Annotated in this window: 15 protein-coding genes; 6 read left to right on the forward strand and 9 right to left on the reverse strand. The window is 64.3% G+C overall.

Features of this window, described 5'->3' with window-relative positions:
• Positions 1-57 precede the first annotated feature (57 nt).
• The gene (gene hisN, locus JNC62_RS08220; RefSeq protein ID WP_374837696.1) at positions 58-831 is read left to right on the forward strand and encodes a histidinol-phosphatase; all 774 of its coding nucleotides are present in this window, start codon (positions 58-60) and stop codon (positions 829-831) included.
• Between the two features lie 76 nt (positions 832-907).
• Here the strand turns inward: hisN and JNC62_RS08225 are convergent, their stop codons facing one another.
• Complete coding sequence (locus tag JNC62_RS08225) at positions 908-1,870, reverse strand: alpha/beta fold hydrolase (RefSeq protein WP_374837698.1); 963 nt, start codon at positions 1,868-1,870, stop codon at positions 908-910.
• A gap of 447 nt (positions 1,871-2,317) precedes the next feature.
• On the opposite strand from JNC62_RS08225, the gene JNC62_RS08230 reads away from it, so the two are divergent.
• Positions 2,318-2,779, forward strand: coding sequence for an Hsp20 family protein (locus JNC62_RS08230; protein WP_374837700.1), 462 nt, complete (start codon positions 2,318-2,320; stop codon positions 2,777-2,779).
• Between the two features lie 309 nt (positions 2,780-3,088).
• Here JNC62_RS08230 and JNC62_RS08235 read toward each other — a convergent pair whose 3' ends face one another.
• Complete coding sequence (locus JNC62_RS08235; protein WP_374837702.1) at positions 3,089-4,138, reverse strand: threonine aldolase family protein; 1,050 nt, start codon at positions 4,136-4,138, stop codon at positions 3,089-3,091.
• Positions 4,139-4,668: 530 nt separating this feature from the next.
• On the opposite strand from JNC62_RS08235, the gene gltB reads away from it, so the two are divergent.
• Both gltB and JNC62_RS08245 read left to right on the forward strand, forming a co-directional pair.
• Entirely contained in the window at positions 4,669-9,393 is a 4,725-nt protein-coding gene (gene gltB, locus JNC62_RS08240; RefSeq protein ID WP_374837703.1) for a glutamate synthase large subunit, read from the forward strand.
• Between the two features lie 99 nt (positions 9,394-9,492).
• Positions 9,493-10,947 carry a glutamate synthase subunit beta gene (locus JNC62_RS08245; RefSeq protein WP_374837705.1) on the forward strand — a complete coding sequence of 485 codons (1,455 nt, stop codon included), beginning with the start codon at positions 9,493-9,495 and terminating at the stop codon, positions 10,945-10,947.
• A gap of 404 nt (positions 10,948-11,351) precedes the next feature.
• On the opposite strand, the gene JNC62_RS08250 is transcribed toward JNC62_RS08245, so the two are convergent.
• The 3 genes from JNC62_RS08250 to JNC62_RS08260 form a co-directional block, all read right to left on the reverse strand.
• Positions 11,352-11,762: a VOC family protein gene (locus JNC62_RS08250; RefSeq protein WP_374837707.1), complete on the reverse strand. Its 411-nt coding sequence runs from the start codon at positions 11,760-11,762 to the stop codon at positions 11,352-11,354.
• Between the two features lie 16 nt (positions 11,763-11,778).
• Positions 11,779-12,981, reverse strand: a complete 1,203-nt coding sequence (locus tag JNC62_RS08255; RefSeq protein ID WP_374837709.1) for an SGNH/GDSL hydrolase family protein — start codon at positions 12,979-12,981, stop codon at positions 11,779-11,781.
• Positions 12,982-13,127: 146 nt separating this feature from the next.
• Positions 13,128-14,306 (reverse strand): lytic murein transglycosylase, encoded by a 1,179-nt coding sequence (locus JNC62_RS08260; protein WP_374837910.1) that lies wholly within the window; start codon positions 14,304-14,306, stop codon positions 13,128-13,130.
• A 244-nt stretch (positions 14,307-14,550) separates the two neighbouring features.
• Here JNC62_RS08260 and galU point away from each other — a divergent pair, with 244 nt between their 5' ends.
• Complete coding sequence (galU, locus tag JNC62_RS08265; RefSeq protein WP_374837711.1) at positions 14,551-15,438, forward strand: UTP--glucose-1-phosphate uridylyltransferase GalU; 888 nt, start codon at positions 14,551-14,553, stop codon at positions 15,436-15,438.
• Positions 15,439-15,526: 88 nt separating this feature from the next.
• Here galU and JNC62_RS08270 read toward each other — a convergent pair whose 3' ends face one another.
• Positions 15,527-17,011: an outer membrane beta-barrel protein gene (locus JNC62_RS08270; RefSeq protein WP_374837713.1), complete on the reverse strand. Its 1,485-nt coding sequence runs from the start codon at positions 17,009-17,011 to the stop codon at positions 15,527-15,529.
• A 139-nt stretch (positions 17,012-17,150) separates the two neighbouring features.
• On the opposite strand from JNC62_RS08270, the gene JNC62_RS08275 reads away from it, so the two are divergent.
• A complete protein-coding gene (locus tag JNC62_RS08275; RefSeq protein WP_374837715.1) occupies positions 17,151-18,146 on the forward strand; it encodes a KpsF/GutQ family sugar-phosphate isomerase in 996 nt (331 codons plus the stop codon).
• Between the two features lie 75 nt (positions 18,147-18,221).
• Here JNC62_RS08275 and JNC62_RS08280 read toward each other — a convergent pair whose 3' ends face one another.
• From JNC62_RS08280 to hemH, 3 genes are all read right to left on the reverse strand, one after another.
• The gene (locus JNC62_RS08280; protein WP_374837717.1) at positions 18,222-18,680 is read right to left on the reverse strand and encodes an NfeD family protein; all 459 of its coding nucleotides are present in this window, start codon (positions 18,678-18,680) and stop codon (positions 18,222-18,224) included.
• 3 nt (positions 18,681-18,683) lie between these two features.
• Positions 18,684-19,688 (reverse strand): SPFH domain-containing protein, encoded by a 1,005-nt coding sequence (locus JNC62_RS08285; protein ID WP_374837912.1) that lies wholly within the window; start codon positions 19,686-19,688, stop codon positions 18,684-18,686.
• 125 nt (positions 19,689-19,813) lie between these two features.
• Positions 19,814-20,845: a ferrochelatase gene (hemH, locus tag JNC62_RS08290; protein ID WP_374837719.1), complete on the reverse strand. Its 1,032-nt coding sequence runs from the start codon at positions 20,843-20,845 to the stop codon at positions 19,814-19,816.
• Between the last annotated feature and the right edge of the window lie 123 nt (positions 20,846-20,968).

The following is a 20,968-nucleotide window of genomic DNA, read 5'->3' on the forward strand; positions in this document are numbered from 1 at the left end:
GTTTTTCTGCGCATTGCTTTATTGACGCTCCCATCTTTCCTGTTTTGTGAGATCGTCATGCTCCCCGACCGCGCCTTTTTCGATCAGCTCGCCGATGCCGCCAAGGCGGAGACCCTGCCGCGCTTTCGCGTCGGCGCTGACGTGGTGAACAAGGAGACGAAGGGCTTCGATCCCGTGACCGAAGGCGACCGCGCTGCCGAGGCTGCGATTCGCGCCCTGATCACCGAGCGGTTTCCAGAGCATGGCATTCTTGGCGAGGAGCATGGCTCGGTCGGCCTCGATCGCGAGTATGTCTGGGTCATCGATCCGATCGACGGGACCCGCGCCTTCATTTCCGGCGTTCCCGTCTGGGGCACGCTGATCGGTCTCTATCACAGGGGCAAGGCGGTGATGGGTCTGGTCGACCAGCCCTTTACCGGCGAGCGCTACTTTGCCGACGGCAGGCAGTCGAGCTACCGCGGACCGGAGGGATCCCGCGTGCTGGCCACGCGCGCCTGCGCAAACCTTGCCGACGCAACCCTCTTCACCACCTCGCCGCATATGTTCGTCGGAGAAGGGCGGGCGCGTTACGAGGCCGTGCAGGACAAGGTGCGCCTGTTCCGGTACGGCGTCGATTGCTACGCCTACGCATTGCTGGCCGCTGGTCATGTCGACCTCGTGATCGAATCCGGCCTGAAGGCCTATGACGTCGGCGGGCTCATTCCGGTCATCGAGCAGGCCGGCGGCGTCATCACCGCCTGGGATGGCGGTCCGGCCGAGATGGGCGGCAACATCATCGCTGCGGGCAGCCGCGCGGTCTACGAGCAGGCGATTTCGATCCTGCAGGGTTGACCCAGCCCCGATACGGCATCAGACCGCACCTCAGCCGCAAGAGGCCGTGCGCGGCGCGGCTTTTGCGCCTCTTGCGTCAGGCTCCCAGCACGGTGCGCTCGGCCTGGCTACCGGGGATGAACGCGTCTATCGCCGCCATCGCCTGGGCCCGGTAGCGGTCGGCCTCCTGGAAGAGTTCGTGGCGTGCGCCGTCGATCTCGATCAGCCGACCGGCCCGGAACTTTCGTGCAAGCGCGTTGAGCACGGTCCGGGGCACGATCGGGTCGAGGGTCGGGCAGAGCACGAGCGTCGGAATGCGGATGCGCGTCAGGTGGTCCTGGCGCGAGACGCGGGTGATCGCGGCCAGCATTTCCTTCAGCCAGCGCGCTGTCGGCGGGCCGAGGGCCAATTGCGGCTCCGTCTCGCAGATCGCCCGGTTGCGGGCGAAGCGGCGGCGGTCGCTGGTCAAGACGTTGCCCTCGAACGGCAAGCCCGGCGCGTCCCTGCTGAAGGTGCGGCCGCCGAGCTGGAAGAAGCTCGCGGTGTTGGCGATCATTGAGATCGATCGTTGGCTCATCACCTGGCCGGCAAGCGCCAGGAACGGGGCGGCCAGCACCATGCGGTCGATGCGGCTCTCGAGCTCCGGCGCCTGCGACAGCGCCACCAGCGCCCCCATCGAATGGGCGACGATGAAGAACGGCAGCCGGGTGTCGGGCAGCACCACCTGCTCCAGGAACTGCTTCAGGTCCGACTCGTAGTCGGAGAACCGGGCGACGTGACCGCGCCGAGGATCGCGCAGCAGGCGCCCAGACCCGCCCTGTCCACGCCAGTCGAAGGTGGCGACCCACAGCCCGCGCGCGGTCAGGTCGTTGATGGTCTCGAAATACTTCTCGATCGATTCGCTGCGCCCTTGCAGCAGCACGACGGTGCCCTTGGCTTCCGGCATCGGCGAACGGAAGACCGCATAGCGGATCTTTACGCCGCCCTTACCCTCGAAGAAGCCGGCGACATGGTTGCCGGGCACCGGATTGTCGGGTGTAGCGTAGAGGATGTCGTCCATATCCGGCCGGCTCTGCATGCGTTGGGAATGGGAAACGTGGGAGCCGCCTGACCCTAGGTGCTCTGGTGGACGACGTCAAAGAAAAAAGCCGGCCGCGCGGGACGGGGAACGCCGCAGCGCGTGCCGGCCAATTTGACCAGAGCGGAAGGGACGTAGCACTCCGGTCCCGGAAGCCAGGCTTCCGACCATCGCGTTATGGTTGAGGGCAGCTGAACGCAGCCCGAAGGTGGCGTTCATGGAGGGTTCATCGAGAGAGGGAGCGGTTCGGACCTGGTTGGGCCTTGAAGTCGTCAGGCGGCGTCACCATCTCCGGTTTGCGGGCGCCAAACGGGTCCGTGGCAGGGTTCGCACCGCCAAACGGGGTGCGCATCCGAAATCAACCCGCCAGCTGCCTTTGAAATCAGGCTCTGGCTCGAGACAGCTAATCGTCGCTCACAGGAGGACACCATGCGTCACTTCGATTTCTCCCCCCTTTATCGCTCCACCGTCGGTTTCGATCGTCTTTTCACGATGCTCGACAGCCTCGGCCACCCGGACCAGAGCCCGACCTATCCGCCCTACAACATCGAGCGCACCGGCGAGACCGCCTACCGCATCACCATGGCGGTGGCCGGCTTCGACGAGAGCGAGCTTTCCATCGAGGCTCGCGAGCATACGCTCACCGTCAAGGGCGCCAAGGCCGACGAAGCCGAGGACCAGTCTCAGTTCCTGCACCGCGGCATCGCCAAGCGCGCCTTCGAGCGCCGCTTCCAGCTCGCCGACCACGTTGACATCCGCGGCGCCCAGTTGAAGAACGGCCTGCTCCACATCGATCTCGTCCGCGAGATCCCGGAGGCCGCCAAGCCACGCAGGATCGAGATCGCCTCTGTCGGCCGCGAGGCCAAGCAGATCGAGGCGCAGACCGCCTGACGATCCCGGCGTGAATTAAAATGCGAACGGCGCCCTTGGGGGCGCCGTTTTTCGTTTGTTGCCAAAGCCCGCTTCGATCTTTCATTCTTACGAGCAGCGCCAAATTGGCCCGTCATGCCGGACTTTGATCCGGCATCCAGCGCGCTCAAGTCCTTGAGCGCAATAGACTTCTTTTCGCGCCGCAGACGCGGCGCTGCTGGATCCCGGCTCAAGGCCGGGATGACGGAAGGAGAGGATGCTCCGCCTCACGGCGTCAGCTGAATGGACATGCGAACGGCGCCCTTGGCGCGCCGTTTTGCGTTTAACCGCTCAGTCGCAGAGTGACAGAAAGCGCTCCACATCCTCGGGCCTGGTAGCGAAGGAGGTGACGAGCCGAACCATCGTTTCGTCCTCGGCCATCGTCGCCTTGATCTCGGCCGGCGCGGGCCAGTCGTAGAGGGCAGCCCCCTTGTCGCGCAACGCCTTCAGCGTCGTGTTGCGAAGGATGGCGAACACCTCGTTCGAGCCGGTCGGCCAGGCGAGGCGGGCCGATCTGGCTTGCGTGAGACCGGCAGCAAGAGCCGCGGCCATGGCGTTGGCGTGACGGGCGAGTTCGAGCCACAGGCCGTCCCGAAAATAGGCATCGAATTGGGCGGCGATGAAGCGCGATTTCGAGAAGAGCTGCGCCGAGCGCTTGCGCAGGTAGTGCATCTCGCGGGCGCGTGCGGGGTCGAACAGCACCAGCGCCTCGGCGCACCAGCAGCCGTTCTTGGTGCCGCCGAACGACAGGATGTCGACGCCGCGCTTCCAGGTCATCTCCGCCGGTGTCGCGCCGAGCGTCACCAGCGCATTGGCAAAGCGGGCGCCGTCCATGTGCAGCGGCAGCTTTTTCTCGTGGGCGACATCGGCGATCGCGGCGATCTCGTCCAGTTCATAGACGGTGCCGGCCTCCGTCGCCTGGGTGACGGTGACGCCGACCGGCTGTCCGCCATGGACATTGTCCGGCGAAAAGCGGCCAATGGCCGCTGCCAGCGCCTCGGCCGGCATTTTCCCGCGCGCCCCTTCGATGGGGACGAGCTTCGAGCCGGTGGCGAAGAACTCCGGCGCGTTGCACTCGTCGACATTCACATGCGCTTCGGCATGGCAGAACACCTGTCCGCCGGGGCGATTGTAGCTGGCCAGCGCCAGTGAATTGGCGGCCGTGCCGGTGCCGACAAAGAAGACGGCAACCTCTCGCTCGAAAATCTCGTTGAAAGTGTGCTCGACCTTCTTGTCGAGGTCGCTCGTGCCATAAGCCTTGGCGTATCCGTCTGCCGCCTCGGTGAGGCTGCGGGCGATGGCGGGGTGGGCGCCTGCCCAGTTGTCGGAGGCAAAATACATATGAAATTCCGGTTTCCCGGCTCCATTGCGAGGTCGACTCGGACGATAGTCGAGCGCGCGCTTTGATCAATCGGCCAGGATCGCAAACTGCTCATTTTGAAATGAAATGAAATTTTTTGCCGGCATCGCGTAATTAAATTACGAGTACGGATATGCGTTGGCAATTTTTCGTCTCGGAGTGCTATTATTTTAGCAACATGGCCTTGCGGTCCAAAACCGTTTCTGGCATAGATCCACCGAAATAGGACAGTCATGCTGTCCTATTTCGGTCAGAAGACCGAAACAACGCCCACACCCTCCTTTCGGAGGTGTCTGGCTGATGGCGCAAGTATCGCCGTTCACCGAATGAACGGACGCGCTTTGCACTTTGCAACGGTCGCTGACGCTTGCCTGGTCGGCCGGACCTTCTATTTGCCGCCCGATCCGGTTCATGCAACGATAACGCCCGTGGGGCCGGGATGCGAGAACGCTTCCGGCTGGCGCGCGGGTGAGACCCTGCCCGCGCAACTCGGGCCACAGGAGGGATGACGATGGTGGATTTCGCGTCGAACAGTTTTGGTATGAACCGGGCGCAGACGACTGCGACGGACGCCAAAACGACGACGACGCGACGAGCCGGTCATCCGATAAAACAGGGCCTCTACGATCCGAAAAACGAGCATGACGCCTGCGGCGTCGGCTTCGTCGCGCACCTGAAGGGCAAGAAGTCGCACCAGATCGTCAAGGACGGTCTATTCATGCTGGAAAACCTGACGCACCGCGGCGCGGTCGGCGCCGATCCGCTGATGGGCGACGGCGCCGGCATCCTCGTGCAGATCCCCGACCGTTTCTTCCGCGAGGAGATGGCGAAACAGGGCATCACGCTGCCGAAGGCCGGCGAATATGCCGTCGGCCACATCTTCATGCCGCAGGATGATGCGCTGGTGGCGCATTTCAAGAACGTCATCAAGGAGGTGGTCGCCGAGGAAGGTCAGCACCTGCTCGGCTATCGCGACGTGCCGGTCGACAATTCGTCGCTCTCCAAGGCGCCGGACATCGTCGCCACCGAACCGCGCCATGTGCAGGTGTTCATCGGCGCCGGCCGCAATGCCGCCACGACACCGGAGTTCGAACGCCGGCTTTTCACCCTGCGCAAGGTGATCTCCAACCGAATCTATGACGAGTACAAGGGCGAGGAGAGCGGCTTCTATCCCGTCTCGCTGTCGTCGTCGACGATCGTCTACAAGGGCATGTTCCTCGCCTACCAGGTCGGCGCCTACTACAAGGATCTTGCCGATCCGCGCTTCGAGACTGCCGTTGCCCTCGTGCACCAGCGCTTCTCTACCAACACCTTCCCGTCGTGGAAGCTGGCGCATCCCTACCGCATGGTCGCCCACAACGGCGAGATCAACACGCTGCGCGGCAACGTCAACTGGATGGCGGCGCGCCAGGCCTCCGTCTCCTCGCCGCTCTTCGGCGATGATATCTCCAAGCTCTGGCCGATCTCCTACGAGGGCCAGTCGGACACCGCCTGCTTCGACAACGCGCTCGAATTCCTCGTGCGCGGCGGCTATTCGCTGGCGCATGCGATGATGATGCTCATTCCGGAAGCCTGGGCCGGCAACCAGCTGATGAGCCCGGAGCGCAAGGCCTTTTACGAGTACCACGCCGCCCTGATGGAACCGTGGGACGGCCCGGCCGCCGTCGCCTTCACCGACGGCAAGCAGATCGGCGCCACGCTCGACCGCAACGGCCTGCGTCCGGCCCGCTACATTGTCACCGACGACGACCGCGTCATCCTCGCCTCCGAAGCCGGCACCTTGCCGGTGAAGGAAGAAAGCATCGTCCGCAAATGGCGGCTGCAGCCGGGCAAGATGCTTCTGATCGACATGGAGAAGGGCCGGATCATCTCCGACGAGGAGGTGAAGCACGAACTGTCGTCCAAACATCCCTACCGCGAGTGGCTGGATCACACCCAGCTGATCCTCGAGGACCTGCGTCCCGTCGAGCCGCGCGCGCTGCGCCGCGACGTCTCGCTGCTCGATCGCCAGCAGGCCTTCGGCTACACGCTCGAGGATACGAGGCTTTTGATGTCGCCGATGGCGACCACCGGCCAGGAGGCGATCGGCTCGATGGGCACCGACACGCCGATCTCGGCGATGTCGGACAAGACGAAGCTGCTCTACACCTATTTCAAGCAGAACTTCGCTCAGGTCACCAACCCGCCGATCGATCCGATCCGCGAGGAACTGGTGATGAGCCTGGTCTCGTTCATCGGCCCGCGGCCGAACATCCTCGATCACCTGGGCGCGGCGCATGCCAAGCGGATGGAGGTCCGCCAGCCGATCCTGACCAACGGCGACCTGGAGAAGATCCGCTCGATCGGCCACACCGAGGACCGCTTCGACACCAAGACGCTCGACTTCACCTATGACGTCACCCGCGGCGCCGAGGCCATGCCAGAGATGCTCGACCGACTGTGCGAGCGGGCGGAAGCGGCGGTCAAGGGCGGCTACAACATCATCGTGCTCTCCGATCGCCAGATCGGCCCGGACCGCGTCGCTATCCCCGCACTTCTGGCAACGGCCGCGGTGCACCATCACCTTATCCGCAAGGGGCTGCGCACCTCGGTCGGTCTCGTGCTGGAATCGGGCGAGCCGCGCGAAGTGCATCACTTCTGCCTGCTCGCCGGCTACGGCGCCGAGGCGATCAACCCCTACCTCGCCTTCGACACGCTCACCGACATGCACAAGCGCGGCGAGTTCCCGAAGGAGGTCGAGGAGAGCGAGGTCGTCTATCGCTACATCAAGGCGGTCGGCAAGGGCATCCTCAAGGTCATGTCCAAGATGGGGATCTCGACCTACCAGTCCTATTGCGGCGCGCAGATCTTCGACGCGATCGGCCTGTCCTCGAAACTGGTCGACAAATACTTCTTCGGCACCGCCACGACGATCGAGGGCATCGGCCTGGAGGAGATCGCAAAGGAAACGGTCGCCCGCCACAAGGCTGCCTTCGGCCGCGATCCGGTGCTGGCCAACACGCTCGACATCGGCGGCGAATATGCTTACCGCATGCGCGGCGAGGACCATGCCTGGACGCCGGACGTCGTTGCCTCGTTGCAGCATGCCGTCCGCGGCAATGCAGCAGACCGCTACAAGGAGTTCGCCCGGCTGGTGAACACCTCGTCGCTGCGCATGAACACGATCCGCGGCCTGTTCTCGATCAAGGATGCGGCCGCCTGGGGCAGGAAGCCGATTTCGGTCGACGAGGTCGAGCCGGCCTCCGAGATCGTCAAGCGCTTCTCCACCGGCGCCATGTCCTTCGGCTCGATCTCCAGAGAGGCGCACACGACCCTGGCGGTTGCCATGAACCGGATCGGCGGCAAGTCGAACACCGGCGAGGGCGGCGAGGAAGCCGACCGCTACATGCCGCTCGCCGACGGCTCGATGAACCCGGAGCGCTCGGCGATCAAGCAGGTGGCCTCGGGCCGCTTCGGCGTCACCACCGAGTACCTGGTCAATGCCGACGTGCTGCAGATCAAGGTGGCGCAGGGCGCCAAGCCGGGCGAGGGCGGCCAGCTGCCCGGTCACAAGGTCGATGCGACGATCGCCAAGACCCGTCACTCGACTCCGGGCGTCGGCCTGATCTCGCCGCCGCCGCACCATGACATCTACTCGATCGAAGACCTGGCGCAGCTGATCTACGACCTGAAGAACGTCAACCCGCAAGCCGACATCTCCGTCAAGCTCGTCTCGGAGGTGGGCGTCGGCACGGTTGCGGCCGGCGTCGCCAAGGCGCGCGCCGACCACATCACCATCGCCGGCTTCGACGGCGGCACCGGCGCCTCGCCGCTGACCTCGCTGAAGCACGCTGGTTCCCCGTGGGAAATCGGCCTGGCCGAGACGCACCAGACGCTGGTGCTGAACGGGCTGCGCTCGCGCGTTGCGCTGCAGGTCGATGGCGGACTGAAGACCGGCCGCGACGTCATCATCGGCGCGTTGCTCGGGGCCGACGAGTTCGGCTTTGCCACCGCGCCGCTGATCGCGGCGGGCTGCATCATGATGCGCAAGTGCCACCTCAACACCTGTCCGGTCGGCGTCGCCACTCAGGATCCGGTGCTGCGCAAGCGCTTCAAGGGCACGCCGGAGCACGTCGTCAACTACTTCTTCTTCGTCGCCGAGGAGGTGCGCGAGATCCTGGCCTCGCTCGGCGTGCGCAAGCTCGACGAGATCATCGGCGCCTCGGAGCTCCTCGAGAGGGAGAAGATGATCAGCCACTGGAAGTCGCAGGGCCTCGACTTCAGCCGCATCTTCCACAAGGTCGATGCGCCGAAGGCGGCGACCTACTGGACCGAGCGGCAGAACCACCCGATCGACGACATCCTCGATCGCGCGCTGATCGAGAAGGCAAGGCCGGCTCTGGAGGAGAAGACGCCGACGTCTATCGAGGTCGACGTCAGGAATGTCGACCGTTCGACCGGCGCGATGCTTTCGGGCGAGGTCGCCCGGCGCTACGGGCACAAGGGCCTGAAGGACGACACCATCACCGTGCGCCTGAACGGCACCGCCGGCCAGTCGTTTGCGGCATTCCTTGCCCGCGGCATCACCTTCGATCTGGTGGGGGCCGGCAACGACTACGTCGCCAAGGGGTTGTCCGGCGGCCGCGTCATCGTCCGTCCGCCGGAAAGCGCCAGGACGGTGGCGCATGACTCGATCATCGTCGGCAACACCGTGCTCTACGGGGCGATCGCCGGCGAATGCTACTTCAACGGGGTGGCCGGCGAGCGCTTCGCGGTGCGCAACTCCGGTGCGGTCGCCGTCGTCGAGGGCGTGGGCGACCACGGCTGCGAGTACATGACCGGCGGCGTCGTCGTCGTCATCGGCCAGACGGGGCGCAACTTCGCGGCCGGCATGTCGGGCGGCGTCGCCTACGTCTTGGACGAGGAGGGCGATTTCGCCCGCCGCTGCAACATGGCCATGGTCGAGCTGCAGCCGGTGCCGGAAGAGGACGACATGCTCGAGAAGCTGCACCATCACGGCGGCGACATCATGCACAAGGGCATGGTGGACGTCTCCGGCGACATGACGCGGCACGACGAGGAGCGCCTGTACCAGCTCATTTCCAACCACCTGCACTACACCGGCTCGAAACGCGCCAAGGACATTCTGGACCATTGGACGGACTACCGCCCGAAGTTCCGCAAGGTCATGCCGGTCGAGTACCGGCGCGCGCTCGAGGAGATGGAGCGCATGAATATGGCGGAAGCGGCCGAGTAACCGGCCCCCGCATGCGTGCCCCTGATCGCATCAGGTCGGGGGCCATTCCACGCGCCGTGACGGCGCCTGTCGAGACACGCTTAAGTCAGGAAATTGAAAATGGGTAAGGTTACAGGGTTCATGGAAATCGACCGGCAGGTCGCGAAGTATCAGCCGGCGTCGGATCGCATTCGCCACTTCCGCGAATTCACGATTCCCATGTCGGATCAGGAAGTCCAGAAGCAGGCAGCGCGCTGCATGGATTGCGGCATTCCCTATTGCCACGGTCCGACGGGATGTCCGGTGCACAACCAGATCCCCGACTGGAACGACCTCGTCTACACCGGCAACTGGGAACTGGCGATCCGCAACCTGCATTCGACCAACAACTTCCCGGAGTTCACCGGCCGCGTCTGCCCGGCCCCTTGCGAGGAGGCCTGCACGCTCAACCTCGAGGACACGCCGGTTGCCATCAAGACGGTCGAGCAGGCGATCGCCGACAAGGCCTACGAGATGGGCTACATCGTGCCGCAGCCGGCAACGGTGCACACCGGCAAGAAGGTCGCGGTCATCGGCTCCGGTCCGGCCGGCATGGCAGCGGCCCAGCAGCTCGCCCGCGCCGGCCACGAGGTGCACGTCTTCGAGCGCGAGTCCAAGCCCGGCGGCCTGCTGCGCTACGGCATTCCGGACTTCAAGATGGAGAAGAACTTCATCGACCGCCGCATCGAGCAGATGCGCGGCGAGGGCGTCTCCTTTCATTGCGGCGTCAATGTCGGCGTCGACAAGTCAATGGACGAACTCTTCGCCGCCTTCGATGCCGTGCTCTACTGCGGCGGCTCCGAGACGCCGCGCGACGCCGGCATCCCCGGCGTCGATCTCTTCGGCGTGCATGACGCCATGCCCTATCTCGTGCAGCAGAACCGCCGTATCGGCCGGGAGAACATGGACAGCGTCGGCTGGCCGTCCGATCCGATCCTCGCCGGCGGCAAGCACATCGTCGTCGTTGGCGGCGGCGACACTGCTTCGGACTGCGTCGGCACCGCCTTCCGCCAGGGCGCGGTCAAGGTCACCCAGCTCGACATCCGGCCGCAGCCGCCGGAGAAGGAAGACAAGCTCGCCGTCTGGCCGTTCTGGGCGACGAAGATGCGCACCTCCTCCTCGCAGGCCGAAGGGGCTATCCGCGAATTCCAGGTCGGCACGCTCGAATTCGTCGGCGAGGAGGGCGTGCTGACGGGGGTGAAGTGCTGCCAGGTGGACGACCGCCGCAAGCCGGTCGCCGGTACGGAGTTCATCATCAAGGCAGACCTAGCCTTCATCGCCATCGGCTTTCGCGGCCCGTTTACCGACGGGGTGCTGAAGGATCTTGGCGATAGGCTCGCGATCAACACCGACCGGCGCGGCTCCTCGAACGTCGTCGCCAACGACCGCGACTACAAGACTTCAGTCGACAAGCTGTGGACGGCGGGCGACGTGCGTCGCGGCCAGTCGCTGGTGGTCTGGGCGATCCGCGAGGGCCGGCAGGCGGCGCGCGCCATCGACGAGGCGCTGATGGGCTCGACGACGCTGCCGCGCTGAGCGTTCTCGGGCGCGCCGATCTCCTCGGGCACGCCTCCTCGGGCGCGCTGGCCGTTATCCTTCGGTCATCCCGGCCTTGAGCCGGGATCCAGCAGCGCTGCGTCTGCAGCGCGAAAAGAGTTTTTGCGCTCAAGGACTCGAGCGCGCTGGCCTCCTCGGGCGCACTGGCCTCCATCTGCCGTCACCCCGGACTTGATCCGGGGTCCAGCCGCGCCGCGTCTGCGGCGCGAAAGGGTCTTCTGCGCTCAAGGACTTGAGCGCGCTGGATGCCGGATCATGTCCGGCATGACGGTGCAGTTTCTTGGGGCTGCTCGAATAGATGTTGCCAGCAGCCTGGATGGCGGCCTCGCGTCTACCAGGCCGGGCCGGGCTTTCCTTGTCCTGCGGGCGGGGCTGCGGCCCTGTCAACCCGCAAAGGCGATCAGGTTGCCGTCCGGATCGCTGACGATGATGGTGCTGGTGCCCCATTCTTCCGTGCGAAGGGGCTGGTGAAAGATCGCCCCCGAGGCCTCGTACTCGGCCGCCAGCGCTGCGACGTCCTCGACGAGGATGGTCGCCGAAAGCGCGTCCTGCTCCACCGAGCGGAATGCCGGGTCGAGGGGCAGCCGCTCTACCTGCCGCAGGTTCAACTGCACGCCGTCGCGATAGATCTGGCCATAATAGGGCGGATCGCCGTAGAGGAAGGCGATGCTGAAACCAAGCTTGTCGGCATAGTAGTCGCAGGAGGCCTCGATATTCGAGACGAACAGCTGCGGTTCCACTGCCATGAAAACCGGCCGGCCTTCGGTGGCGGGCGCGTTATCTTCGTTCGACATGCGAATCCTGTCCTGATCAGTTGGTGGCCTTTTGCGGGCCGATCGACTGTGGCCGCTTGTCCAGCCGGAAGTCGTCCACCCGGCCCTCGGGGGCGGCGGCGAACTCGCCTTTCTGTATCATCCTGTCGCGCGGGCTGCGGCCGCTGCCCTTGTCGAGTGCGGAGCCGCCGAGTAGCACCGTGCCGCCGTCGAGCGCCGGATCGGTCAGGCTGATCGGCTGCGTCCGGACGATGTCGGCGGCATCGGTCGGGATGGTCACGACCAGGTCGGAAACGGCTTCGCCACCCTGCCTTTGTCCATCGGTCGTCATGGCGTCGCCGAGGATCCGGCGGATCTCTTTTTCGACATAGAACGCCATCTTGCGCTTGCCGGCCTTCGTCATCGAGACTCCGTCGGACCCGCGCAAGCGCGCCTGCTGACCGTTGATGTCCGACCCGGTAACGACGAACTTGCCACTCTCGTCGACGAAGCCGTCCCAGATGTCGACGAAGGTGCCGCCGGCCTTTTCGACCGTGCTGCGGTAGGTCGTATTGAAGGCCGACATGTCGGCTGTCATCGAGGCGGTCTGGAACGCCGGCATGCCGACCCACAACAGCGGCACCTTCCTTTCCACCGCCAAGGACGCGAGCGCCGCGACGCGTTTTTCGTATTCCTTCGTCCAGGCTTCGCTGCGGAATTTCTCCTTGCTGCCGCCGATCGTCATCATCTGCCGGTCGTTGGCGCCGAGGCTCAGCACCACGACGGCCGGCTTGATCTCATCGATCAGCGCCGGCAGTTCAGTCTGCCAGTTGTAGTAGTCCTGCCGCACAAGGCCGGATGAGCCGTTCGTGCGTGCCTCGATCGCCACACCGGGCATCTCCATAAATGCATCCGTCAGGCCGTCGCCAATTCCGCTGGCGATGAAATCACCGACGACGAGCACCTTGCGGGCGTCCGGAAGTTTCGCCACCGCGACCGGCTCGGGAACGGCGACCGCCGGCGGCACCTTCTTCTTTGCTTTGGGCGTTTCGGTTCTCGTCTGTGTACGACGCTGCTGCTGGCGTTGCTGGCTCGGCTGCTGCTGGGCCCGGCGACCAAATCCGAAGCCGCCGAACAGAAGATCGAGCACAGTCCGGCGCTGGACGCGTTCCTGCGCAACCGCATCCGAATACACGGCCGCCGGCGGCACGGCGATCGCCAGACAACCCAGAAACAGCAGCAATCGGCGTAGTCGTCGCATTCGCGGTCAGGATCCTGTTCGGCCGGCATGATACGCCGACGCCCTTATGGCATGATCATGGCAAATTGATCGCGTTCGCGAAAGCCCGCGATACCATTCGGACGCCGCAAGGGCGCCCGAATGTCAGATTGGCGATGTCCAAATGGTCACTTGCGCAGGGCGTTCAGCAGGGCCGTGCTCGGCTGGCCGTCCGTCGTCAGGCCGAGGCGACTCTGGACGGCCTGAATGGCTGCCTTCGAGCCGGATCCGAGATTGCCGTCGACCTCGCCGTCATAGTAGCCGAGCTCCTTGAGACGGGATTGCAACTCGAATTTTTCGGCAATGTCGAGCGTGCCCTCAGGCCGCGGCCAGCGCTGCTTCACGCCGCCATAGCCGGCAAGCTGATCGGCCAGCATGCCCACGCCCATCGCATAGGAGTTCGAAGCGTTGTAGCGCTTGATGACGAAGAAGTTGCGGGTCATCAGGAAGGCGGGCCCATTGGCGCCGCCCGGCATCAGCAGTTCCGCACGGTCGCCGCCATTCTTGAAGCCCTTGCCGCCGGGACGGAGGAAGCCGAGCTTCTGCCACTGCGCGAGCGTTTTGGTCTGGCCCTCGTAGGCGCCGCCGCCATTCGGCGAGACGACTTCAAAGCCCCAGGTCTTGCCCGGTTGCCAGCCGTTCTTGTGCAGGAGGTTTGCCGCGGTGGCCAATGCATCGGGCACCGAGTTCCAGATGTCGCGGTGGCCATTGCCGTCGGCGTCGACCGCATAAAGCAGGTAGCTCGACGGAATGAACTGGGTATGGCCCATCGCGCCGGCCCAGGAACCGGTCATCTCGGACGCCTTGATGTCACCGTTCTGCAGGATCTTCAGCGCGGCGATGAGCTGGGTCCGCGCATACTTGGCGCGCTTCGGATCGGCATAGGCGAGCGTCGCCAGCGCCCGCGGCACGTAGTGCAGCTTGTCATCCTTGGCGAGCACGGCGCCGTAGTTCGTTTCCATCGACCAGATGGCGAGCAGGACGTTGCGGTCGATGCCGTAATGCCGCTCCAGGGCAGCAAGCGTGCGCGCGTGCTTCTTGCCCATCTCCTGACCGATCCGGACGGTGTAGGGATTGACGCGGGAATCGAGGTAGTCCCAGATCTTGTGCTTGAATTCCGGCTGGTAGGCCGCCTTCTCCAGCACCTCGGGATCCGGTGTCTTGACGCCGGCAAAGGCCTGCTTATAGGTCGACTTGGAAATGCCGCTCTTGGCCGCTGTAGCGTAGAAATTGGCGATCCATTGCTGGAAGCCCGCGTCGGCCCATGCGGCGGTCGGAGAGGCGAGGAGAGTCGCGGAGACGAACATGGCGAGAGCGGGGCGGAAAAGCCTTGACTTGCTAAGCTGGTACATCGGTCGTTGGTTCCGTCTTTCGAACTATCGATCGGGCGGAGCGTTAAGCTTCCGGTGGAAAGCTCAGCCTACAGACATGAAGTCAACAAATTCTTTACCATGGAATTCCACCTAGGTCTCTCTTTGCAAATCGGTAGCAAATTGAAACTAATGCGGGAAACGTGCCTCCGATGAACGGAGGCCATTCAAGAGGTTTATGATGGCTGAAAAACGCAAGTTGCGTAAAGCGGTGTTCCCGGTCGCGGGGCTCGGGACACGATTCCTGCCTGCAACCAAGGCCGTGCCGAAAGAAATGCTGACCGTCGTCGACCGGCCGGTGATCCAGTACGTGGTCGATGAAGCACTGGAGGCGGGTATCGAGCACCTGATCTTCGTCACGGGCCGCAGCAAGGCCGTCATCGAGGACTATTTCGACATCCAGGTCGAACTGGAACAGACTCTGCGCCAGCGCAACAAGACCGCCGAATTGACCCTGCTCGAACATATCCTGCCGGTCGCGGGTTCCACCAGCTTCACCCGCCAGCAGGAGCCACTCGGTCTTGGCCATGCGGTCTGGTGCGCGCGCGAGCTTGTCGGCAACGAGCCGTTCGCGCTGCTGCTGCCCGACATGATCATGAAGGCGCCGAAGGGCTGTCTGGCCGGCATGGTCGAGCTCTACGAGCATGATGGCGGTAACGTCGTTGCCGTGGAGGAGTGCGCCCCGGACCAGGCGCACAAGTACGGCATCGTCGGCATCGGCGGCGAGGTCGGCAACGGCCATCGGATCACCCAGATGGTGGAAAAGCCGGCCCCCGGAACCGCACCGTCCAACTTCTTCATCAACGGCCGCTACATCCTGCAGCCGGAGATCTTCTCCATTCTCGCAACCCAGGAGCGCGGTGCCGGCAACGAGATCCAGCTGACGGATGCGATGGTGAAACTGCTGAAAGAGCAGCCATTCGCCGCCTATCATTTCCGCGGCGAAACCTATGACTGCGGTGCCAAGGACGGGTTCATTCTTGCCAACGTCGCCTTCGCGCTGGCGCGCGCCGACATTCGCCCCACGGTTGAAGAGCCGTTGATGGCAATGCTCAAGAGCCTGAGGTAATTCGAGCGCGCAACCCAAAGTCTCAAATCGGCTTTGGGTGCTGCGCGTTGTTGGCAAGACCCGCCTGTGCGATTGCAGCGCGAACTTACTAGCGACGCAACACCAGTCCAAGGCCGGCGCGGGTCACTCCGGTGTTCGCGCCCGTCTCCGGCGTGGTCAGCTCATACGATACGTCACCGCTCAGCGCCAGGTAGCGGTTCAGGCCCCAGGTCAATCCCGTGCCGATGATGTAGACGTTCTGGTTCGATGAGGGAGATGTCGGAAAGTCGCGCCACTCGTAGGAGCCCGCCAGGCGCGCGACGAGGTTGCTGCGCATCTCGTGCGTGATGTCGGCGCTCGCGAGATAGGAAACATATCCGCTTTCGCCCGGTGTAGTTGACGGTTCGATGGACGTCCTGAGGCCGAGGTTGACGTTCGTGCCGCGCTGGGGCGACCAGTCCACCGATCCGTCGACGCTTAACGCATTGATGGTCTTCAGCCGCTCGTCGTCATAGGTCTCGCGATCGTAGCCGAACGCGAGTTCGCCGCGCAACTTTTCGCCGAGATCGAGCTCTACCCCGGTGCGCGCGGCGTAAACGTCGCCCGAGCGCGCATAGCCGGCGAAATCGCGCGCGTCGTCATAGCGAACGCGGCCGACGGCCGCTTCGATGAAGGGAATGAGGGCCGGCGAGAGCTCGTAGCCGATCCGGCCGGTGATAACCCCCTCGGTGTTGTTGCGGTCGCTCTGCGACAGCTCAGAACCGTCGGACAGCTCGACGTCGCCATAGGTGGTGCGTTCGATGTCCGCTCCCAGCGTGCCGCGGATCAGCCCGAAATCGCGCTGGATGCGGGCCCCGCCCCGGAAGGATTGCACTGCCGACTGCTCGTTGGCATTCGCAATCGCGTTGGGGTCAGCGGCGTCCTCGCGCTCGAGACTGTAGCCGGCGGTCAGGTTGGCCGTGGTTTCGGCCGACAGATCGAGCCTCAGGTCGGCGTCGACATTGGCCTCCGGCTCGGTGGTCTTGCCTCCGGAGAAATTCTTCTCGAAGGTTCCCGCACCGCCGATCGTCAACTGGTGCAGGGACCAGTCCGAAACCAGAATGCCACGCAAGGTGGTCGTCGAAAACGAGCGCGTCTGGACGTTGTCGCCGGTCTTGGTGCGCTCATACCCGATACCCTGGGAAACCGTGGGCCGGAGGATGAACGTGCCCAGGCGCATGCCGGGCGGCTCGTCGCTCCACGGAGCCGTGGCGGTCCGAAGTCCGTCGATCGATGGAACCGGGAGGTTCTGCCGGCCAATCTCTGTTGCGGCGTCGGCCTCCTGCCCATCGGCGGAGGCGAGCGGTATGGCCGGCGTCGTTCTGGTGGTCGCCGCGGGGCTGTCCGGGGCAGTTGCCTGTGTGGCAGGCGGTTCCGCGACAGGCGGGTCCTGCAGCGCATTCGTTGCGGTCGCGTCCCCGGGATCGGTTGGCCCGGTCTCCTGAGCCGGCGCCGGCCCCGCGGCCAGCATCGTGCCGGCAAGCAGCAAGCCGGCCACGCGGCGCGGCAGCGAGGCAGGTAGCGCCCGTAGAGATTTGCTGTGCGGATAAGGCATGGCTTTCGCGGATTCGTCGAATTCCTAACCGAACGTAAAGGCTTGTGGTTAACGTTTGGTTTCCGACCCGGCAGCTAATTTACCGGGACGATGCGACTCGATGCATGGACATCGAAAAACAAAAACGCTAACGAGGCGCATGATCAGAAAACTAGCATTGGTAGAAAGCAGCGGCGCAATCGCGTCCGCAATCCGTACCGTCGAAACCGAGCGCGCCGGCCTGGATGCGTTGACGCGCGCGCTTTCGGGCGCGTTGCACGACCCCTTTTGCGAAGCCGTGCGCGTCGTCGCAGGCATCAAGGGCCGCGTGATCGTTACCGGGATCGGCAAGTCTGGCCATATCGGATCGAAGCTCGCTGCGACATTTGCATCCACCGGAACGCCGGCGTTCTTCGTCCATCCGGTCGAAGCCAACCACGGCGATCTCGGCATGATTTCTTCGGACGACGTGGTGCTCGCCATGTCATGGAGCGGTGAAAGCTCGGAGCTGCAGGGAATCGTCTCCTATACCCGGCGCTTCTCGATCCCGCTCATCGCGATCACGGCCGGCGAGCGGTCCGCGCTGGCGCGCGAGTCCGATATCGTCCTGTTGCTTCCCAAGGAGCAGGAAGCCTGCCCGCATGGACTCGCCCCCACCACCTCGACCCTGATGCAACTCGCCGTCGGCGATGCGCTGGCGGTGGCGCTTCTGGAAGCACGCGGCTTCACGGCCAGCGATTTCAAGACCTTCCATCCGGGCGGCAAGCTGGGGGCTAGCCTGACTCATGTGGGCGACATCATGCACAGTGGCGAGAACATGCCGCTCGTGCCGCTCGGTACATCCATGCCGGACGCCGTGCTTCTGCTGTCGCAGAAGCACTACGGTTGCGTCGGTGTGATCGACGATGAGGGCAAGCTCATCGGTATCGTCACCGATGGCGACATCGCCCGAAACCTGGCGCGTAATCTCGCCGAGCTGGATGTCGACGACATCATGACGCGGTCGCCCAAGACGGTGCGCCCGACGACGCTAGCGACCGCTGCGCTCGGCCTTTTGAACCAGCACAACATTTCGGCGCTGATCGTCACCGACGAGACGTCCACCCCGGTGGGGATCGTCCACTTCCACGATCTGCTGCGGATCGGCGTCGCCTGACCGGCTTTAGTGCGGCTGCTTTCACGAAAATCCTGCCACACGGCATCGACCGGGGCGGGATTTCTGGTTTCTGGCCTATACCGGCTCGACCGTCAGGTCGCGACCCGAACTTGCCACCACGCGCACGCGCGTGCCTGTCGGCAGGTCCGGCCCCTGCACGCTCCACACGGTATCGTCGAGGCGAATGCGGCCACGACCTTCCGTTATCGGCTGGTCGAGGGTTGCCGTCCGGCCGACGAGGCTGCGGGCACGCTGGTTCAAGAAGGGCTCGTCGGTCCGCTGAGCATTAGAGAGCACGAGGCGCCGTCCGACGAGGACGGCTGCGATCGACAGGGCCGCGAAAACCAGCCATTGCACTTGCCAGATCCACCAGCCGACCTCCCAAAGAAGCAGCGACAGCGCGCCAGTGATGATCGCCGCGACGCCGATCCAGACGAGGAACACCCCCGGCATCAGCACCTCGAGGATCAGCAGCACGATGCCAAGCACCCACCAGGCCCAGGGCCCCAGTTCTGCGGCAATGCGGGCGATCATGGCTCAGCTTTCCCTCGTGGTATCGAACGGATTGCGGACGGTGCCGCCTGTGGTGGGGGTCGATTGACGCACCCGGTTGGTCGCCGGTGCGGGGCCATCGCCGAACACCTCCCTGGCGATTGCGCCGATGCCGCCGAGCGAGCCGATCAGCGACGACGCCTCCATTGGCATCAGCACGACCTTGGAGTTCGGCGCGCTGCCGACCGTCGCTAGCGCTTCGGTGTATTTCTGCGCGACGAAGTAGTTGACCGCCTGCACATTGCCGGCGGCGATCGCCTCGGACACCATCTTCGTCGCCTTGGCTTCTGCCTCGGCGAGGCGCTCACGGGCTTCGGCATTGCGAAAAGCGGCTTCGCGCTGGCCTTCCGCCTGCAGGATCGCCGACTGCTTGGCGCCTTCGGCCCGGAGGATCTGGGCGTTGCGCGAGCCTTCGGCTTCCAGCACCTGCGCGCGCTTGTCGCGCTCCGCCTTCATCTGCCGCGCCATCGCGTCGACCAGGTCCTTCGGCGGCGCGATGTCCTTGATCTCGACGCGGGTGATCTTCACGCCCCAGGGCTTGGCCGCCTCGTCGACGACGTGCAGCAGTCGGTCGTTGATCTTGTCGCGATTGGAGAGCAGCTCGTCGAGGTCCATCGAGCCCATGACCGAGCGGATGTTGGTCATCGTCAGGTTCAGGATCGCATTCTCGAGATGGGCGACCTGATAGGCGGCCTCAGCGGCGTTCAGCACCTGGTAGAAGGCGATGGCATCGGAGGAGACGCTGGCGTTGTCGCGGGTGATGACCTCCTGGGTCGGCACCTCCAGCACCTGCTCCATCACGTTCATCCGCGCGCCGATCTTGTCGAAGAACGGGATGATGATGTTGAGGCCGGGCTCGAGCGTGCGCGTGTAACGGCCGAACCGCTCCACCGTATATTGAAAGCCCTGCGGCACCGTCTTGATCCCGGCAAACAGCAGCCACAGGACCAGAACCACCACTGCAATGACGAAAATATCCAGCCCATCCAACGACATGCCACGCCCCTAACGCTCGGTTTCGCGTCACTCTACGCAATCCGTGCGACAAGGCCAGCGCAATTTGCGGGGCGTTTCGTGCTGCCGATGCGCAGGGGCCTGCGCGCTGCGTGCCGACGTCAGATCCAGCCGGCGAGTTCGCGGCGGACGACGGACTCCAGCACCGCCATACCCTCGGGGCTGTCGTTGAGGCAGGGGATGTGGGTGAACTTCTCGCCGCCGTTGTGCAGGAAACTCTCGCCCGCCTCGCCGGCGATTTCCTCGAGCGTTTCCAGGCAGTCCGAAACGAAGCCCGGGTTGATCACGGCGATGCGCTTGACGCCCTCCTGCGCCAGCTTCTCGACCGTCTTGTCGGTGTAGGGCTGCAGCCATTCCTCCGGGCCGAAGCGCGACTGGAACGTCACCTGCAGCTTCTCCTTCGACCAGCCGAGCCTGTCGCGCAACAGCCGGGCGGTTTTCTGGCACTGGCAGTAATAAGGGTCGCCCTTGTCGAAGTAGCTTTTGGGAATGCCGTGGAAGGAAGTCAGGACAACCTCCGGCTCCCAATCGAGACCCGCGAGATGTGTGTTGATCGAAGTTGCCAGCGCATCGATATAGACCGGATCGTCGTGATAGGGCGGCACGGTGCGAAGGGCCGGCTGCCAGCGCATCTTCAGCAACGTCTCGAAGGCCTTGTCGTTGACAGTTGCCGTCGTCGCTGCGGCGTATTGCGGATAGAGCGGAAAAACCAGGATGCGTTCGCATCCTTCCTTCTGCAAATACTCCATCCGGGAGGCGATCGAGGGTTGGCCATAGCGCATCGCCCAGTCGACGATCACATCCGGATGCCCGGCAAAGGACGTGGCCATCGACTCCGCCTGGCTGCGCGTGTAGGTGCGCAGATAGCTCTCGTTCCTCTCCTTGTTCCAGATGAGCTCGTAGGCCTTGCCGACCTTCTGGGGGCGCCTGTTCAGGACGATGCCGAAAAGGATCGGATACCAAAGGACCTTCGGCCATTCGATCACGCGCTTGTCGGTCAGGAACTCCTTCAGGTAGCGCCGCATCGACGTGTAATCGGTTCCGTCCGGCGTGCCCAGATTGACGAGCAGGACGCCGATCTTGCCATGCTTGACGGGCGGGTGTGCGGCGGGCTTTGGAGAGGCGGTTTGCATGTCGGGTCCTGTTCGGCTCATTGTCCGGGTGGATTTAAAAAATTGTCGGTCATCAACTCTGTGACCGTTCTAAGAAGAAATGCCGGCCCGGGAAAGCCCGAACCGGCGGAAAGAGCGGAGACA

It is taken from the genome of Mycoplana ramosa (genome assembly GCF_041930185.1).
Lineage (GTDB): Bacteria > Pseudomonadota > Alphaproteobacteria > Rhizobiales > Rhizobiaceae > Mycoplana > Mycoplana ramosa.